We start from the raw sequence: 14,366 nt of genomic DNA, 5'->3' as shown, positions 1-14,366 counted from the left end.
ATGACCACCCTGCAGAGCGTGCCCGCGCTGGGCACGCACCCCACTTCCGGCGCCAACCCCGGGCGGGCCGAGACCCGCGACCTGCTCGGCCGAGCGACCTACGACCTGCTGGTCGTCGGCGGCGGAATCCTCGGCATCACCACCGCCTGGCACGCCGCGCAGTCGGGGCTGCGGGTGGCCATGGTCGAGGCCGGCGACTTCGCCGGCGCCACCTCCTCGGCCTCCTCCAAGCTGCTGCACGGCGGGCTGCGCTACCTGCAGACCGGCGCCGTGAAGCTCGTGGCGGAGAACCACCTCGAGCGGCGCGCCGTCTCCCGGGACGTCGCGCCGCACCTGGCCGCCCCGCTCACCTTCTACCTGCCGGTGTACAAGGGCGGCCCGCACGGCGCGACCAAGCTCGGCGCGGGCGTCTTCGCCTACTCCGCGCTGTCGGCGTTCCGCGACGGCGTGGGCCATGTGATCACCCCGGCGAAGGCCGCCCGGGACGTCCCGGAGTTGCGCACCGACAACCTGCGCGCGGTCGCGGTCTACGAGGACGGGCAGATGAACGACGCCCGCATGGCCGTGATGACGGTGCGGGCCGCCGTGGACGCCGGCGCCACCGTGCTCAACCACGCCGAGGTGACCGGGCTGCGCTTCACCGGCGGCCGGGTGACCGGCGCCGACCTGCGCGACCGCACCGACGGCACCGAGTTCGGCGTCAACGCCCGCCTGGTGCTGAACGCCACCGGCCCCTGGGTGGACCACCTGCGGCGGATGGAGGATCCCACGGCCGCGCCGTCGATCCGGCTGTCGAAGGGCGCCCACCTGGTGCTGCGGCGGACCGCGCCGTGGCGGGCCGCGCTCGCCACGCCCATCGACAAGTACCGCATCACCTTCGCCCTCCCCTGGGAGGACATGCTGCTGCTCGGCACGACCGACGAGGCGTACGAGGGTGACCCGGCCGACGTGGCGGTCACCGAGTCGGACATCGCGCAGATCCTCGACGAGGCCTCGCTGTCCGTCCGCGACGCGCAGCTCTCCCGGGACCTGATGACGTACGCGTTCGCCGGGCTGCGCGTGCTGCCGGGCGGACCGGGCGACACCGCGAAGGCCAAGCGGGAGACCGTGGTCACCGAGGGCCGCGGCGGCATGCTGTCCGTGGCCGGCGGCAAGTGGACGACGTTCCGGCACATCGGCCGCACGGTCATGAACAAGCTGGCGGAACTCCCCGGCCACCCGCTGGCCGAGGACATGGAGCCGATGTCGCAGCTCCCCCGCCACGCCCCGCTGCCGGGCTTCGCGAGCCCCGACGCGGTGACCCACCGGCTGCTGGTCGACGGGGTCGCGCCCGGGCCGCGGATGGCCGCCGACACCGCTCGGCACCTGGCCACCCACTACGGCTCGCTGGCCTTCGACATCGCCCGCCTGGCGAACGAGGACCCGTCGCTGGCCGAGCGGATCCACCCGGACGCGCCGGAGATCTGGGCGCAGGTCGTGTACGCCCGCGACCACGAGTGGGCCTACGACGCGGACGACGTGCTGCGCCGCCGCACCACGCTGACGGTGCGCGGCCTGGACACGCCGGAGGTGCGGGAGCGCACGGCCAAGCTGCTGGGCAACGGCGGCTGACGGTCACGGGAGCCGGGCCGGTGGACGGGGAGCGCCGGCCCGGCTCCGGTGTGCCCGGGCACGTCCGGCCGCGGCGACCGGATGTGCCCGGGCACGCCGGGTCGGGGTGACGGGGTGGGCCGGTTCAGGGCGTCCAGCGCGGGTCGCGGCCCGAGAGGGCGAGGGCGCGTTCCAGGTCGCCGGCGCCGGCCGGGACCTCGACGGGCTCCGCGAACCCCTTGTACTGGCGGTACATCTCGGCCTGCTCGCCGACGACCTCCAGGAGCGCGGCGGCTGTCGCGTCGTCCAGCCGGTACTCCTGGCCGGTGGCGCGGGCCAGGTCCCAGCCGTGCAGGGTCAGTTCGAGGAAGAGCATCCGGCCCATCGCGTCGGCGGGCATGCCGGCGATCTCGCCCTCCCACACCGCGGGGTCGGCCCACGCGGCGACCGAGCGGTCGAGCTGCCCGGCGTAGCCGGCGGCCCAGTCCGGGGCGGCCGTGAAGTCGCGGGTGGGCAGGTCCTCGGGGTGCGGCTCGCGGCGGGCCCGCAGTTCCATGCCGATGCCGGTGTACGCCACGAGGTGGTTGGCCAGGGCGCGGGTGTCGTACTCGGGGCACGGGGTGGGGTCGCCGAGCTGCCCCGGCTTCACGCCGGATGTGATCCGGGCCGCTTCCGCCGCGCCGGCGGCGAGGTGTTCGTGGAATTTCATGGCACCGACGCTAGGGGCGCGGCCGCGCGGGGTCTTGAAGAAACGCGACAGGCCGTTGTCGGAGGGCCGCTCTAGTCTGGCGGCATGAGCGGCACGGCCAGGCACGGCATGGGACGGGGGGTGCTGCGTCCGGACGCGGCGGCGGCCGTGCTGGAGGTACGGCAGCATCCGCCCGCGCCGGAGCTCGCGCCCCTGGTGGAGTTCTACTGGAACCCGCGCTGGGACCTGCGCGGCCGCCCGGACCACGAGCAGAAGGTGCTGGCGTACCCCAACGTCCACCTGGTCCTCGAGCCGCCCGAGCCGCGGGTGTACGGGGTGCAGCGCGGTGTGTTCAGCCGGGTGCTGCGCGGGCGGGGGCAGGTGCTCGGGGTGAAGTTCCGCCCGGGCGCCTTCCGGCCGTTCACGGACGGCCCGGTCGCCGTCCTCGCCGACCGCACGGTCCCCGCGGCCACGCTCTTCGGCCCCGGGGTGGTGGCGCTGAGCACCGCCGTCCTGGAGCTGGACGACCTCGCGAAGATGGCCGCGCTCGCCGACGCGTTTCTGCTCGGCCGGGTGCCGAGGGCCGCCGCGGACCCGAAGGTGGCGCAGGTCGCGGAGCTCGTCGAGCGGATCACGGCCAGTCCCCAGTTGTTCCGCGTCGACCAGCTCGCCCGGGAACTGGAGCTGTCCGTCAGGCAGTTGCAGCGGCTGTTCGCCGACTACGTGGGCGCGTCGCCGAAGTGGGTGCTGCGCAGGGCCCGGCTGCACGAGGCGGCCGCCCGGGCGGACGAGGGCGCGGGCATCGACTGGGCCCGGCTCGCGTCCGACCTCGGCTACGCCGACCAGGCCCATCTGACCCGGGACTTCACCGCGGCCGTCGGTGCGCCGCCCGGGCGCTACGCCTCGGGCTGAGCCGGCCGGAGCGCCACGTGACCGTCAGCAGAGCCGCCGCAGCCCGGTGCCGCCGAGCCGAGGCGCGTCCCCACCCGCGGCGGCACTTGCCGGCCGCCCGCGCGGACACGTCCGCTACAGCGTGGACCGCAGCCACTGCTCGACGCTGGCGACGTGCACGGTGGCCCAGGAGCGGGCCGCCTCGGCGTCGCGGTCGCGCAGGGCGCTCAGGATGGCACGATGTTCCAGGAGGGTGCGGCTGACCGCGTCCTCCTGGGTCAGGCCGCGCCAGACGCGGGCCCGCGTGGTGGGCCCGGACAGGCCGTCGAGCAGCGAGCACAGCACCGAGTTGCCGGAGCCCTGCACGATGCCACGGTGGAACTCCAGGTCGGAGGCGACCAGTTCCTCCACCGAGGGCTGCGGGCCCAGCGCGTCGAGCTTGCCCTCCAGCGCGTCGAGTTCCTCGACCGGGATGCGGATCGCCGCCATCGCGGTCGCCGCGGGCTCCAGGATGCGGCGCACCGCGAGGAACTCCAGCACCGTGTCGTCGCGGTGGAAGTCGACGACGAAGCTCAGCGCCTCCAGCAGCAGTTGCGGGTCGAGGCTGGTGACGTAGGTGCCGTCGCCCTGACGGACGTCGAGGATGCGGATGAGCGACAGGGCGCGCACGGCCTCGCGCAGCGAGTTCCGGGACAGGCCCAGCTCGGCGGCCAGCTCGCTCTCCCTGGGCAGCCGGTCGCCCGGGCGCAGCGCCCCGGAGACGATCATCTCCTTGATCTTCTCGATCGCCTCGTCGGTGACCGCCATCAGCGCCTCCCCTGGTCCAGGTCTCGTGGCGCCTCCGCCAGACCTCCGATGTCTTGCCCTCGGTCCATTATGACCCAGCCCCGGCCCGCGCCGGGCGGGCATCGGCCGGGAGCCCGTACACGCGGACGGCGGTGCCGCCGAACACCGCGTCGCGCTCGGCGGCGCCCAGCGCGGCGACCGCCTGCTCGGCGAGGGCGAACACGTCCGCGTACCGCCCGGCCAGCGTCGCCACCGGCCAGTCCGAGCCGAACATCACCCGCTCGGGGCCGAAGGCGTCCAGGACGTGCCGGGCGTACGGCAGGACGTCCTGCGGCCGCCAGCCCTCCCAGTCGGCCTCGGTGATCAGGCCGGACAGCTTGCAGCTCACGTTGGGCAGCGCGGCGAGCGCCGTGATCTGCCCGGCCCACGGCTCCCAGCCGCCGGCCGCGATCGGCGGTTTGGCACAGTGGTCGAGTACGAAGGGCACCTCGGGCAGCGCCCGTGCGGTGTCCAGGGCCGCCGCCAGCTGCACCGGTGTGACCAGCAGGTCGTAGACCAGCCCGGCGGCGGCCACGGCCCGCAGCCCGGTGTGCGCCTCGGGCCGGGTCAGCCACCGCGGGTCGGGCTCGTCCTGCACCTGGTGCCGGATGCCCACCAGCGGGCCGCGGAGGCCGGCGAGCACCTCGGGCAGCGCGGGGTCGGTGAGGTCGGCCCAGCCGACCACACCGGCCACCAGCCCGTCCGACTCCGCGGCGATGTCCAGCAGTTCGCGGGTCTCCGGCAGCGAGGAGCTGGACTGGACGACCACGGTCGCGTCGATGCCGTGGGCGGCGAGCAGCGGGCGCAGCTCGTCCAGCCGGAAGGTGCGGGCGATCGGGTCGAGCGCGGGACCGGTCAGCCAGGGCTGGGGACGCCGGTCCAGGTCCCACAGGTGGTGGTGGGCGTCGATGCGCAACGGTTCACTCCCCGGCGTTGGTGGCGGCGGCCGACAGCGGCAGCGGCACGTCCTCGTCCAGCAGCCCGTGGGCGACGAGCGCGTGCCACATGTCGTCCGGGATGTCGTGGGCGAACATCGCCGCGTTGTCCCGGACCTCGGCCTCGCCCGCCGCGCCCACGACGGCGGAGACGACGGACGGGTGGCCGAACGGGAAGCGCAGCGCCGCGGCGCGCAGCGGCACCCCGAACTCGCCGCACACCGCCGCCATGCGCTGGGCACGGCGCAGCAACTCCTCCGGTGCGGCAGTGTAGTTGTAGGGGGCGCCGGGCCGCGGGTCGGCCAGCACACCCGAGTTGTAGACGCCGCCGACGACCACCTTGGTGCCGCGCTGTTCGCACACCGGCAGCAGGTCGTCCAGCGCGGTGCGCTCCAGCAGCGTCCAGCGGCCGGCGCAGAGCACCACGTCCACGTCGAACGCGGTGACGAGTTCGGCCAGCACCCCGCTGTAGTTCATCCCGAAGCCGATGGCCTTCACGACGCCCTGGTCGCGCAGTTCGGCGAGGGCCGCGAAGCCGCCGTCGTGGATCTCCTCCAGGTGGTCCTCCACGTCGTGCAGGTACACGACGTCCACCGCGTCCACGCCGAGCCGCTCCAGGGAGCCCTCCAGCGCGGCGCGGATGCCGTCGGGGGTGAAGTCCCAGACGCGGGCCCGCCGCGGGGTGTCGGCGAAGCCCTGGCCGTCCGGCTCCTCACCCGGGCCCAGGTCCCGCAGCCGGCGCCCGACCTTGGTGGACAGCACGTACGACGCACGGTCCCGGCCCGCCAGCGCGCGTCCCAGCCGCTCCTCGGACAGGCCGAGTCCGTAGTGCGGCGCGGTGTCGAAGTAGGTGGCGCCGGTGTCGAACGCGGCGGCCACCGCGGCCTCGGCCTCCTCCTCGGTGACGGCGCGGTAGAGGTTGGCCAGGGGGGCGCAGCCGAGGCCGAGCCGGGGCAGTGCCGGTACGGGCATGGGGCGGTCTTCTCCTTGCGTGCCGGGGGTTCCGGGTGCTGGTGTTCCTGTTCGGTGACGGGTGCTCCCCGCCGCGCCCGGGGCCCGGCCTGCGGCCGGGCGTCCGGGGCGCGGTCCTCAGTCCTGTTTCTCGCCGCTGGCGAAGCGGGAGATGATCAGGGCGACGATGATGATGGCACCGTAGAGGAACTTGTCCCACAGCGGCGGCACCCCGCCGAGCGTCGTCACGTTGACCACGAGCTGCAGCGCGATCACGCCGGTGAGGGCCCCGAAGAGGGTGCCCCGGCCGCCGTTGAGGCTGACGCCGCCGATGACGGTGGCGGCGAAGACCTGGAAGATCCAGCCGTCGCCCTGGGTGGAGGACACCGCGCCGTAGTGGCCGACGTAGAGCACACCGGCGAACGCGGCCAGCAGCGAGCCGAGGGCCAGCACGATCCAGGTGATCCGGTCCACCCGGATGCCGGCCGCCCGGGCCGCCTCGGTGTTGCCGCCGATCGCGTACAGCGCCCGTCCGTGCCGCAGGTAGCCCAGCGCGAGGCCGCCGAGCGCGAACAGCACCAGGCAGATCCACACCGCGGCGGGCGCCCCGATCCAGGACGCCTTGCCGAGGTAGGAGAAGGACGCCGGCACCTCGACGATGGACTTGCCCTGCGAGATGCCGTCCTGCAGGCCGCGCAGCATGGTGAGCATGCCGAGGGTGGCGATGAAGCCGTTGACCCGCAGTTTCAGGATCATGAACCCGTTGAAGCCGCCGATCAGCAGGCCGACCACCAGGCAGGCGGGTATCGACATCCAGCCGGGCAGCAGCCCGATGCCGTGGTAGGTGGCGGAGCCGCTGCTCGGCATGACCAGCCACATGGCGACCACCGGGGCCACACCGATGGTGGACTCCAGTGACAGGTCCATCCGGCCGCAGATCAGGATCATCGCCTCGCCGAGCACCAGCAGGCTCAGCTCGCTGGTCTGCTGCAGCACCCCGATGAGGTTGTCTGAGGTGAGGAAGGCGGGCGAGACGATGAAGCCGATCACGCCGAGGACGAAGATCACCGGCAGCAGGGACAGGTCCCGGTAGCGGCCCACCTGGATGCGCGGTACGGGCCGTCTGCCCGCGCCGGGCACGGCGGCGTCGGCGGTCAGCTGGCTGGTGTCGCTCATTCCTCGGCTCCCTTGCCGCCGCCCGAGGGCAGCCCTTCCATCGCCGAGACCAGGTCCCGGTCACTCCATCCGCTGCCGAACTCGGCGATCACCCGCCCGTGGAACAGGGCGATCACCCGGTCGCACACCCGCAGGTCGTCCAGTTCGTCGGAGACGATGACGGCCGCGTCGCCACGTTCGGCGACGCCCCGCACCACGGACAGCAGCGAGTCCTTGGACTTCACGTCGACGCCCGCGGTGGGCCGGATGGCCACCAGGACCCGCGGCTCGCGGGCCAGCGCGCGGGCGATGACGACCTTCTGCTGGTTGCCGCCGGACAGGTCGGAGACCGGCTGCGCGGGCCCCGAGGTCTTGATGTCCAGCGACGCGATCATGCGCTCGGCGAACGTCCGGGTCCTGGACGGCAGGACGGTGCCGTACGGGCCGAGCTGGTCGGTCACCGAGAGGGTGGCGTTCTCCGCGACGCTGCGGCCCAGCACCAGGCCCTGGCGGTGCCGGTCCTCGGGCACGTAGCCGATCCCGGCGTTCAGGGCGTGCGGGACGCTTCCGGGGCGCACCGCCCGGCCGCCGACCAGGGTGCGGCCCGCGGTGGCCTTGCGCAGACCCACCAGGGTCTCGCCGAGCGCGGTGTTGCCGCTGGCGGTGGCCCCGGCCAGGCCCACCACCTCACCGGGACGCACGGCGAAGTCGATCGGGTCGTACACGCCGTCCAGGGCGAGCCCCTCGGCGTGCAGCACCGGCTCCGCGTCGCCGGTGCCGGCCGCCGCACCGGCATGCCAGCCGGCGGCCTGCGGTCCCGCGTCCTCCCCCGTCATCGCCGCCACGAGCTCCGCCTTGCCGAGGTCCGCGACGGGCGCGGTCAGCACATGGCGGGCGTCGCGGTAGACCGTGACGGTGCTGCACAGGTCGTAGACCTCCTGCAGGTGGTGCGATATGAACAGGAACGCCACGCCCTGCCGCTGCAGTTCACGCAGCTTGCCGAACAGCCGCTCGATGCCGGCGGCGTCGAGCTGCGCGGTCGGCTCGTCGAGGATGATGAACCGGGCGCCGAACGACAGCGCCCGCGCGATCTCGACGAACTGCCCCTGCTCGACCGTCAGATCGCCGGCCCGCGCGGCGGGGTCGACATCGACCCCGTACTCGGCCAGCAGGTCGCGGGCCCGCTCCCGCAGCGCCGACCAGCGGATCCGGCCGGACCCGAGCCGGCCGAGGAACAGGTTCTCCGCGACGGTCAGGTCGGGCACCACCATGGACTTCTGGTAGACGCAGGCGACCTTGGACTGCCAGGCCGCGGTGTCCCCGGCGGCCGGCGCCGGGGCCCCCTGGAACGAGACCTGCCCGGCGTCGGGCACGTGCAGCCCGGTCAGCACCGAGACGAGGGTGGACTTGCCCGCGCCGTTGCGCCCGACGAGGGCGTGCGAGTCCCCGGCCTCCACGGTGATGCCCACCCGGTCGAGGGCGAGGGTGGGCCCGAACCGCTTGACGATGCCCTCGGCGTGGACGGCCGGCGGCGGGGCCGTGCCTTTGGTGTCGTTGGTGCCGTTGGTCATCGGGTCAGCTCTTCCCGAGCTGGTTGGCCCACAGCTTGGGGTCGTCCACGTTGTCCTTGGTCACCAGCGGCGCCGGGAGCTGGTCCTCCAGGCCGTTGGGGATCTTGATGATGGTGGAGTCGTGGTCGGTCGGGCCGGGCTGGAAGGTCTTCCCGGCCAGCGCCTCCTTGGCGTAGTACAGCGCGTACTTGGCGTACAGGTCGGCCGGCTGGGAGATGGTGGCGTCGATCTGGCCCGCCTTGATCGCCTTGAACTCCTCGGGGATGCCGTCGTTGGAGATGATCGTGATGTGGCCGGGCGTCCCGGGCGGCTTGAGCAGGTGCTTCTGCTGGAGCAGCGCGAGGGTCGGCTGCAGGAAGACGCCGCCGGCCTGCATGTAGATGCCGTTGATGTCCGGGTCGGAGGCGAGCGTGGTCTGCAGCTTCGCCGAGGCGACGTCGCCCTTCCAGTCGGTGGCCAGCGCGATCACCTTGATCGCCGGGTACTTGCTCTTCATGCAGGACGCGAACGCCTCGGAGCGGTCACGGCCGTTGATGGAGTCCAGCGCGCCCTCGAACTCGACGACCTTGCCCTTGCCCTCGAGCTGCTGGCCGAGGTAGTCGCACGCCTTGGTGCCGTAGGCCCGGTTGTCGGCGCGGACCACCATGTACACCTGCCCCTTGTCCGGGCGGGTGTCCACGCTGATCACCGGGATGTGCTTGCCGGCCAGGGTCTGCAGGGTCGAGGCGATGGCGCCGGTGTCCTGCGGGGCCATCACGATCGCCTTGGCGCCCTGGTCGACGAAGGTCTGCACGTTGGCGACGAGCTTGCCGATGTCGTTCTGCGAGTTGCTGCGCGGCAGCGCGGAGACGACGCCGGACTTGACACCCTGCTCGATGTAGTTCTGGTAGGAGTTCCAGAAGTCGCTGTCGGAGCGCGGCAGGTCGATGCCGACCTTGCCGGAGCCGCCGGCCTTGTCGTCACTGCCTCTGTTGCAGCCGGCGAGAGCGGTGACCGCGAGCAGGGCGGCACAGGCCGCCACGGTCGTCGTGCGCAGTCTCATCAGCGAGACCTGCCTTTCGGGTTCGAGGGTCTGCTCGGTACGTGCGGTACTGGTGCTGATGCGGGTGCGGTGCGGTGGTGCTGCGGTGCTGTCGTGCGGCGGTGCTGTCGGAGCGGTGGAGCGGTGGAGCCGTTCGGGCGGTGGTGCCGTTCGGGCGGTACGCGGTACGGGTGGCGGCGGTCAGCCGGTGGCGGGGCGCAGGCGCAGGCCCTGCATGCCGCCGTCGACCGCCAGCGCGGTGCCCGTCACGCTCGCCGCCGCGGGGCTCGCCAGGTAGGCGATGGCCGCGGCGACCTCGTCGGCGCTGACCAGCCGGCCCATCGGCTGGCGGGCGTCGAGCGCGGCGCGTTCGGCGGCCGGGTCGTCGGCCTGACCGAGCAGCCGGCCGATCCACGGGGTGTCCGCGGTCCCGGGGTTGACGCAGTTGACCCGGACGCCCTCGCGTACGTGGTCGGCCGCCATCGCCAGGGTCAGCGCGAGCACCGCGCCCTTGCTCGCGCTGTACAGGGCGCGCTGCGGCAGCCCGGCGGTGGCGGCGATGGAACAGGTGAGGGTGATGGACGCGCAACCCGGCCGGTCCTGCGCGGACTTGCGCAGGTGCGGCAGCGCGGCGCGAGCGGTGCGGACCATGCCCAGGACGTTGATGTCCAGGACCCGCTGCCACTCGTCGTCCGCGTTGTCCTCGACCGTGCCGATGGCGCCGATCCCGGCGTTGCCCACGACGGCGTGCAGCGCGCCCAGTTCCTCGACGGCCGCGCCGACCGCGGCCCGTACCGCCTCGTCCGAGGTGACGTCGGCGACCAGCGGGACGGTGCCCTCGGGCGCGCCCGTCACGTCGCGGTCGAGGACGGCGACCCGGGCGCCGCGGGCGGTGAGCAGCGCCGCGGTCGCCGCGCCGATGCCGGAGGCGCCTCCGGTGACCAGCGCGGTGAGGCCGGCGAAGTCCTGGGCGAGGGAGGCGGGTGCGGGCGTGGTCATCGGGCCAGCTCCTGTCGTGCGGTCCACACCGGACCGTCGGGGTAGCGGTAGTCGGCGAGGGACTCGGGGACCATACGGGCGGAGAAGCCGGGAGCGTCGGGCGCGCGGTAGCGGCCGTTCTCCACCACGACCGGGTCGGTGAAGTGCTCGTGCAGGTGCGGCACGTACTCGATGATCCGGTTCTCCTGGGTGCCCGAGACGGCCACGAAGTCGAACATCGACAGGTGCTGGACGAGTTCGCACAGTCCCACGCCGCCGGCGTGCGGGCACACCGGGACGCCGAACTTGGCGGCGAGCAGCAGGATCGCGATGTTCTCGTTGAGGCCGCCCACCCGGGCCGCGTCGATCTGCACGAAGTCCACCGCGCCGGCCTGCAGCAGCTGCTTGAACACCACGCGGTTGGCGACGTGTTCACCGGTGGCGACCGGCACCGGCTGGGAGGCGCGCACCGCCGCGTGGGCGAGCACGTCGTCCGGGCTGGTGGGCTCCTCGATCCAGTAGGGCTCGAAGGGCGCGAGGGCGGTCATCCAGGAGACCGCCTCGGCGACGTCCCAGCGCTGGTTGGCGTCCACGGCGATCCGCACGCCGTCGCCGACCGCGTCCCGGGCCAGCCGCAGGCGGCGCAGGTCGTCGTCGAGGTCGGCGCCGACCTTCAGCTTGATCTGGCGGAAGCCCGCGGCGACCGCCTCCTTGGCCAGCCGGGTGAGCTTCTCGTCGGAGTAGCCGAGCCAGCCGGGCTCCGTGGTGTAGGCGGGGTAGCCCTCGCGGCGCAGCAGCGCGGCGCGTTCGGCCTTGCCGGGCTCGGCGCGGCGCAGGATCTCCAGCGCCTCGTCCGGGGTGAGCGCGTCGCTGAGGTAACGGAAGTCGACGAGTCCGACGATCTGCTCGGGCGTCATGGCGGCAAGCAACTCCCAGACCGGGCGGCCGGCCTGGCGGGCGGCCAGGTCCCAGGCGGCGTTGACCACGGCGCCCGCCGCCATGTGCATCACGCCCTTCTCCGGGCCGAGCCAGCGCAGTTGGGAGTCGTGGGTGAGCAGCCGGTAGAAGGCGCCAAGATCGCCCGTGACACTGTCCACCGCGCGCCCGACGACATAAGGTCGCAGTGTTCGGATCGCGGCGGCGACCACGTCGTTGCCGCGCCCGATCGTGAAGCACAGGCCGTACCCCGCGAGGCCGCCGGGAGCGTCGGTACGGAGCACGACGTAGGCGGCCGAGTAGTCGGGATCGGGGTTCATGGCGTCCGAGCCGTCGAGCTGCTCCGAGGTCGGAAAGCGGATGTCGTAGACGTCGACCTCGGTGATGGTCGGACTCATGCACACTCCCGTCGCAAGACATCGGATCTTTTCTTGATGATCCGATGTATAGCGGCGCAGCCCGGGGTTCGTCCAGGGGGAAGCCAGAACTTTGTGGATTACAGATCGGATGTCTCATCCGCCGGTCCCGCGGGTCGTCCGTGGCGTGATCCGTCGCGTCGCCGGTCGTGTCGTCTGCCGTGCGGTCCGTTGCCTCAACCAGCGGGCGCCGTCGCGCCGCCGGGCCATGCGCTGGACGCGGCACGCCGTGACGCTGGCGACCGTGATCGCCGTGCTGGCCGTGGTGGCGGCCGCGACGGCGCTGCGCGCCCAGTACGCCGGCAATCCGGCGGCGGCCGGGCGCAGTCGCGGCCATGACGCGGTGTGGCTGGGCCACGCCTGGGTGGACGGCCGCCGCACCGCCGCCGGCATGGCCTTGCTGCGCTCCCGGGTGCGGGGCACCGGCATCCGTGACCTCTACGTCCACACCGGCCCCCTGGAGCACGACGGCAGCCTCGACCCGAAGCTCTACCCCGCCGCCGCGTCGTTCATCGCCGACGTGCACCGGTCGCTGCCCGGGGTGCGGGTGCAGGCATGGCTCGGCGACGTCGTCGCGGGCGGCGGCAGATCCGGGCTCCGGCTGGGCGACACAGCGGTGCGGGCCCGGCTGCGGGACTCGTGCGCGCAGGTGCTGGACGCCGGGTTCGACGGCGTCCACCTGGACCTGGAACCGGTCCCGTCCGGCGACCGGGACTTCCTGGCACTGCTCGACTCCGTCCACGACCTGACCGAGGAGCGCGGTGTCCCGCTGTCCGTCGCGGTGCCGCAGATCGACCCGCTGCCCGGCCTGCACGCCGTCGCCCATCTGCCCTTCAGCCACCCCAAGTGGTGGGCGCAGGCGTACTTCGGGCAGGTCGCCCGCCGGGTGGACCAGATCGCCGTGATGGCCTACGACACCGCGATGCCCGCGAAGTCGCTGTTCGGCGGGTACGTCGCCCAGCAGACCGGGCTGGCGCTGGCCGCCACCCCGCACAGCACCGATCTGATCATCGGCCTGCCCGGCTACCACACCGAGAACATGGGCCACCACGCCTACGCCGAGACGGTGGACGCCGCGGTGCGCGGCGCCCGGGTCGCCCTGGCCCGGCACGACCGGGGCCGCCGCATGTTCGGCCTGTCGCTCTACATCGACTTCGGCAGTACCACCGGAGCCCGCGGTTCCGACGGAGCCACGACCGGCGACTGGGCCGCCTACCGCAGCGGTTGGGGCACGGGGGGCGGTACGCCGTAGGCTGGTCCCGCACGTCAGGAACAGCACAGCTGCCGGCACGGGGACGGCATCGCCGCCCCCTCCGGCCTGGAGAAGGAGGCGCTGGGTGATCGAGCTCGAGGGCGTTCCCGAGCTGATCGACCCGGTCATGGTGGCCGCGTTCGAGGGCTGGAACGACGCCGGGGACGCAGCATCCACGGCGGTCGGCCATCTGGACCGGGAGTTCAAGGGCGAGGTCTTCGCCGCGCTCGACGCTGAGGACTACTACGACTTCCAGGTCAACCGGCCCACGGTGTGGATGGACGGCGGCACCCGCCGCATCACCTGGCCGACGACCCGGTTGTCCGTGGCGCGGATCCAGACGCCCAAGCCGCGCGACCTGGTGCTGGTGCGCGGCATCGAACCGAGCATGCGGTGGCGCTCGTTCTGCAACGAGATCCTGGGCTTCGCGCACGAACTGGGCGTCGAGATGGTGGTCGTGCTCGGGGCGCTGCTCGGCGACACCCCGCACACCCGGCCGGTCCCCGTCACCGGGGTCACCTCCGACGCGGACCTGGCCACCGCCCTCAACCTGGAGGAGTCGCGGTACGAGGGGCCGACCGGCATCGTCGGCATCCTGCAGGAGGCGTGCACCCATGCCGGGATCCCGGCGGTGAGCCTGTGGGCCGCGGTGCCGCACTACGTCTCCCAGCCGCCGAACCCGAAGGCCACGCTGGCGCTGCTCAACCGGCTGGAGGACCTGCTGGACCTGCGGATCCCGCAGGGCGAGCTGCCGGAGGACGCCCGGGCCTGGCAGGTCGGCGTGGACCAGCTCGCCGCCGAGGACAGCGAGGTCGCGGAGTACGTCCAGACGCTGGAGGAGGCGCGGGACACCGCGGAGCTGCCGGAGGCCTCGGGCGAGGCCATCGCCAAGGAGTTCGAGCGGTACCTGCGGCGGCGGGACCCGCAGGCGGGCGGGTCCGCGGGGGGCTACGCCAGCGAGGGCGAGGACGGCGTCCCCCGCTTCCGCCCGCCGCGCGACGAGGAGGACGGCCCGGACGCGCCGCCCGCGGACGGCGACCCGGACGGCGACTCGAACGACGGCTCGGACAGCGACCCGGACGAGTAGCCGGCGCCCTCCCCCGCCCGGTCGGCGGCGCACGCGCCGCGGCGCCCGGGCAGGGGAGGAACGCCGGGGA

At 73.5% G+C, this 14,366-nt stretch carries 13 protein-coding genes; 4 read left to right on the top strand and 9 right to left on the bottom strand.

The annotated features are described in order from the left end of the window. Entirely contained in the window at positions 1–1,611 is a 1,611-nt protein-coding gene (locus tag K7862_RS23055) for a glycerol-3-phosphate dehydrogenase/oxidase (protein ID WP_222965572.1), read from the top strand. A gap of 124 nt (positions 1,612–1,735) precedes the next feature. Here the strand turns inward: K7862_RS23055 and K7862_RS23050 are convergent, their stop codons facing one another. Continuing rightward, positions 1,736–2,299, bottom strand: a complete 564-nt coding sequence (locus K7862_RS23050) for a TIGR03086 family metal-binding protein (RefSeq protein WP_222965570.1) — start codon at positions 2,297–2,299, stop codon at positions 1,736–1,738. An 84-nt stretch (positions 2,300–2,383) separates the two neighbouring features. On the opposite strand from K7862_RS23050, the gene K7862_RS23045 reads away from it, so the two are divergent. Further along, on the top strand, positions 2,384–3,190 hold the full coding sequence (locus K7862_RS23045) for a helix-turn-helix domain-containing protein (RefSeq protein ID WP_222965568.1): 807 nt from the start codon (positions 2,384–2,386) through the stop codon (positions 3,188–3,190). Between the two features lie 114 nt (positions 3,191–3,304). Here the strand turns inward: K7862_RS23045 and K7862_RS23040 are convergent, their stop codons facing one another. The 8 genes from K7862_RS23040 to K7862_RS23005 all read right to left on the bottom strand — a co-directional run bounded on the left by K7862_RS23040 (position 3,305) and on the right by K7862_RS23005 (position 11,939). Further along, the gene (locus K7862_RS23040; RefSeq protein ID WP_222965566.1) at positions 3,305–3,976 is read right to left on the bottom strand and encodes a FadR/GntR family transcriptional regulator; all 672 of its coding nucleotides are present in this window, start codon (positions 3,974–3,976) and stop codon (positions 3,305–3,307) included. Between the two features lie 67 nt (positions 3,977–4,043). Beyond that, a complete protein-coding gene (locus K7862_RS23035; RefSeq protein WP_222965564.1) occupies positions 4,044–4,910 on the bottom strand; it encodes an amidohydrolase family protein in 867 nt (288 codons plus the stop codon). A 4-nt stretch (positions 4,911–4,914) separates the two neighbouring features. Next, the gene (locus K7862_RS23030) at positions 4,915–5,901 is read right to left on the bottom strand and encodes an aldo/keto reductase (RefSeq protein WP_222965562.1); all 987 of its coding nucleotides are present in this window, start codon (positions 5,899–5,901) and stop codon (positions 4,915–4,917) included. A 117-nt stretch (positions 5,902–6,018) separates the two neighbouring features. Further along, positions 6,019–7,056 (bottom strand): ABC transporter permease, encoded by a 1,038-nt coding sequence (locus K7862_RS23025; protein WP_222965560.1) that lies wholly within the window; start codon positions 7,054–7,056, stop codon positions 6,019–6,021. Next, a complete protein-coding gene (locus tag K7862_RS23020) occupies positions 7,053–8,606 on the bottom strand; it encodes a sugar ABC transporter ATP-binding protein (protein WP_222965558.1) in 1,554 nt (517 codons plus the stop codon). The genes K7862_RS23025 and K7862_RS23020 overlap by 4 nt, the downstream gene beginning before the upstream one ends. Before the next feature lie 4 nt (positions 8,607–8,610). Continuing rightward, on the bottom strand, positions 8,611–9,648 hold the full coding sequence (locus tag K7862_RS23015) for a sugar ABC transporter substrate-binding protein (protein WP_222965556.1): 1,038 nt from the start codon (positions 9,646–9,648) through the stop codon (positions 8,611–8,613). A 180-nt stretch (positions 9,649–9,828) separates the two neighbouring features. Next, a complete protein-coding gene (locus K7862_RS23010) occupies positions 9,829–10,626 on the bottom strand; it encodes an SDR family NAD(P)-dependent oxidoreductase (protein ID WP_222965554.1) in 798 nt (265 codons plus the stop codon). Beyond that, positions 10,623–11,939: an enolase C-terminal domain-like protein gene (locus tag K7862_RS23005; RefSeq protein ID WP_222965552.1), complete on the bottom strand. Its 1,317-nt coding sequence runs from the start codon at positions 11,937–11,939 to the stop codon at positions 10,623–10,625. Before K7862_RS23005 ends, K7862_RS23010 begins: the two co-directional genes overlap by 4 nt. Before the next feature lie 247 nt (positions 11,940–12,186). Between K7862_RS23005 and K7862_RS23000 the strand changes: the two genes are divergently transcribed. Both K7862_RS23000 and K7862_RS22995 read left to right on the top strand, forming a co-directional pair. Next, positions 12,187–13,209, top strand: coding sequence for a glycoside hydrolase family 18 protein (locus tag K7862_RS23000; protein ID WP_222965550.1), 1,023 nt, complete (start codon positions 12,187–12,189; stop codon positions 13,207–13,209). 85 nt (positions 13,210–13,294) lie between these two features. After that, entirely contained in the window at positions 13,295–14,296 is a 1,002-nt protein-coding gene (locus K7862_RS22995) for a PAC2 family protein (protein WP_222965548.1), read from the top strand. Positions 14,297–14,366: the final 70 nt, after the last annotated feature.

The organism is Actinacidiphila acidipaludis (assembly GCF_019890725.1).
GTDB lineage: Bacteria > Actinomycetota > Actinomycetes > Streptomycetales > Streptomycetaceae > Actinacidiphila > Actinacidiphila acidipaludis.
This window is presented reverse-complemented; position numbering and strand designations above follow the sequence as displayed.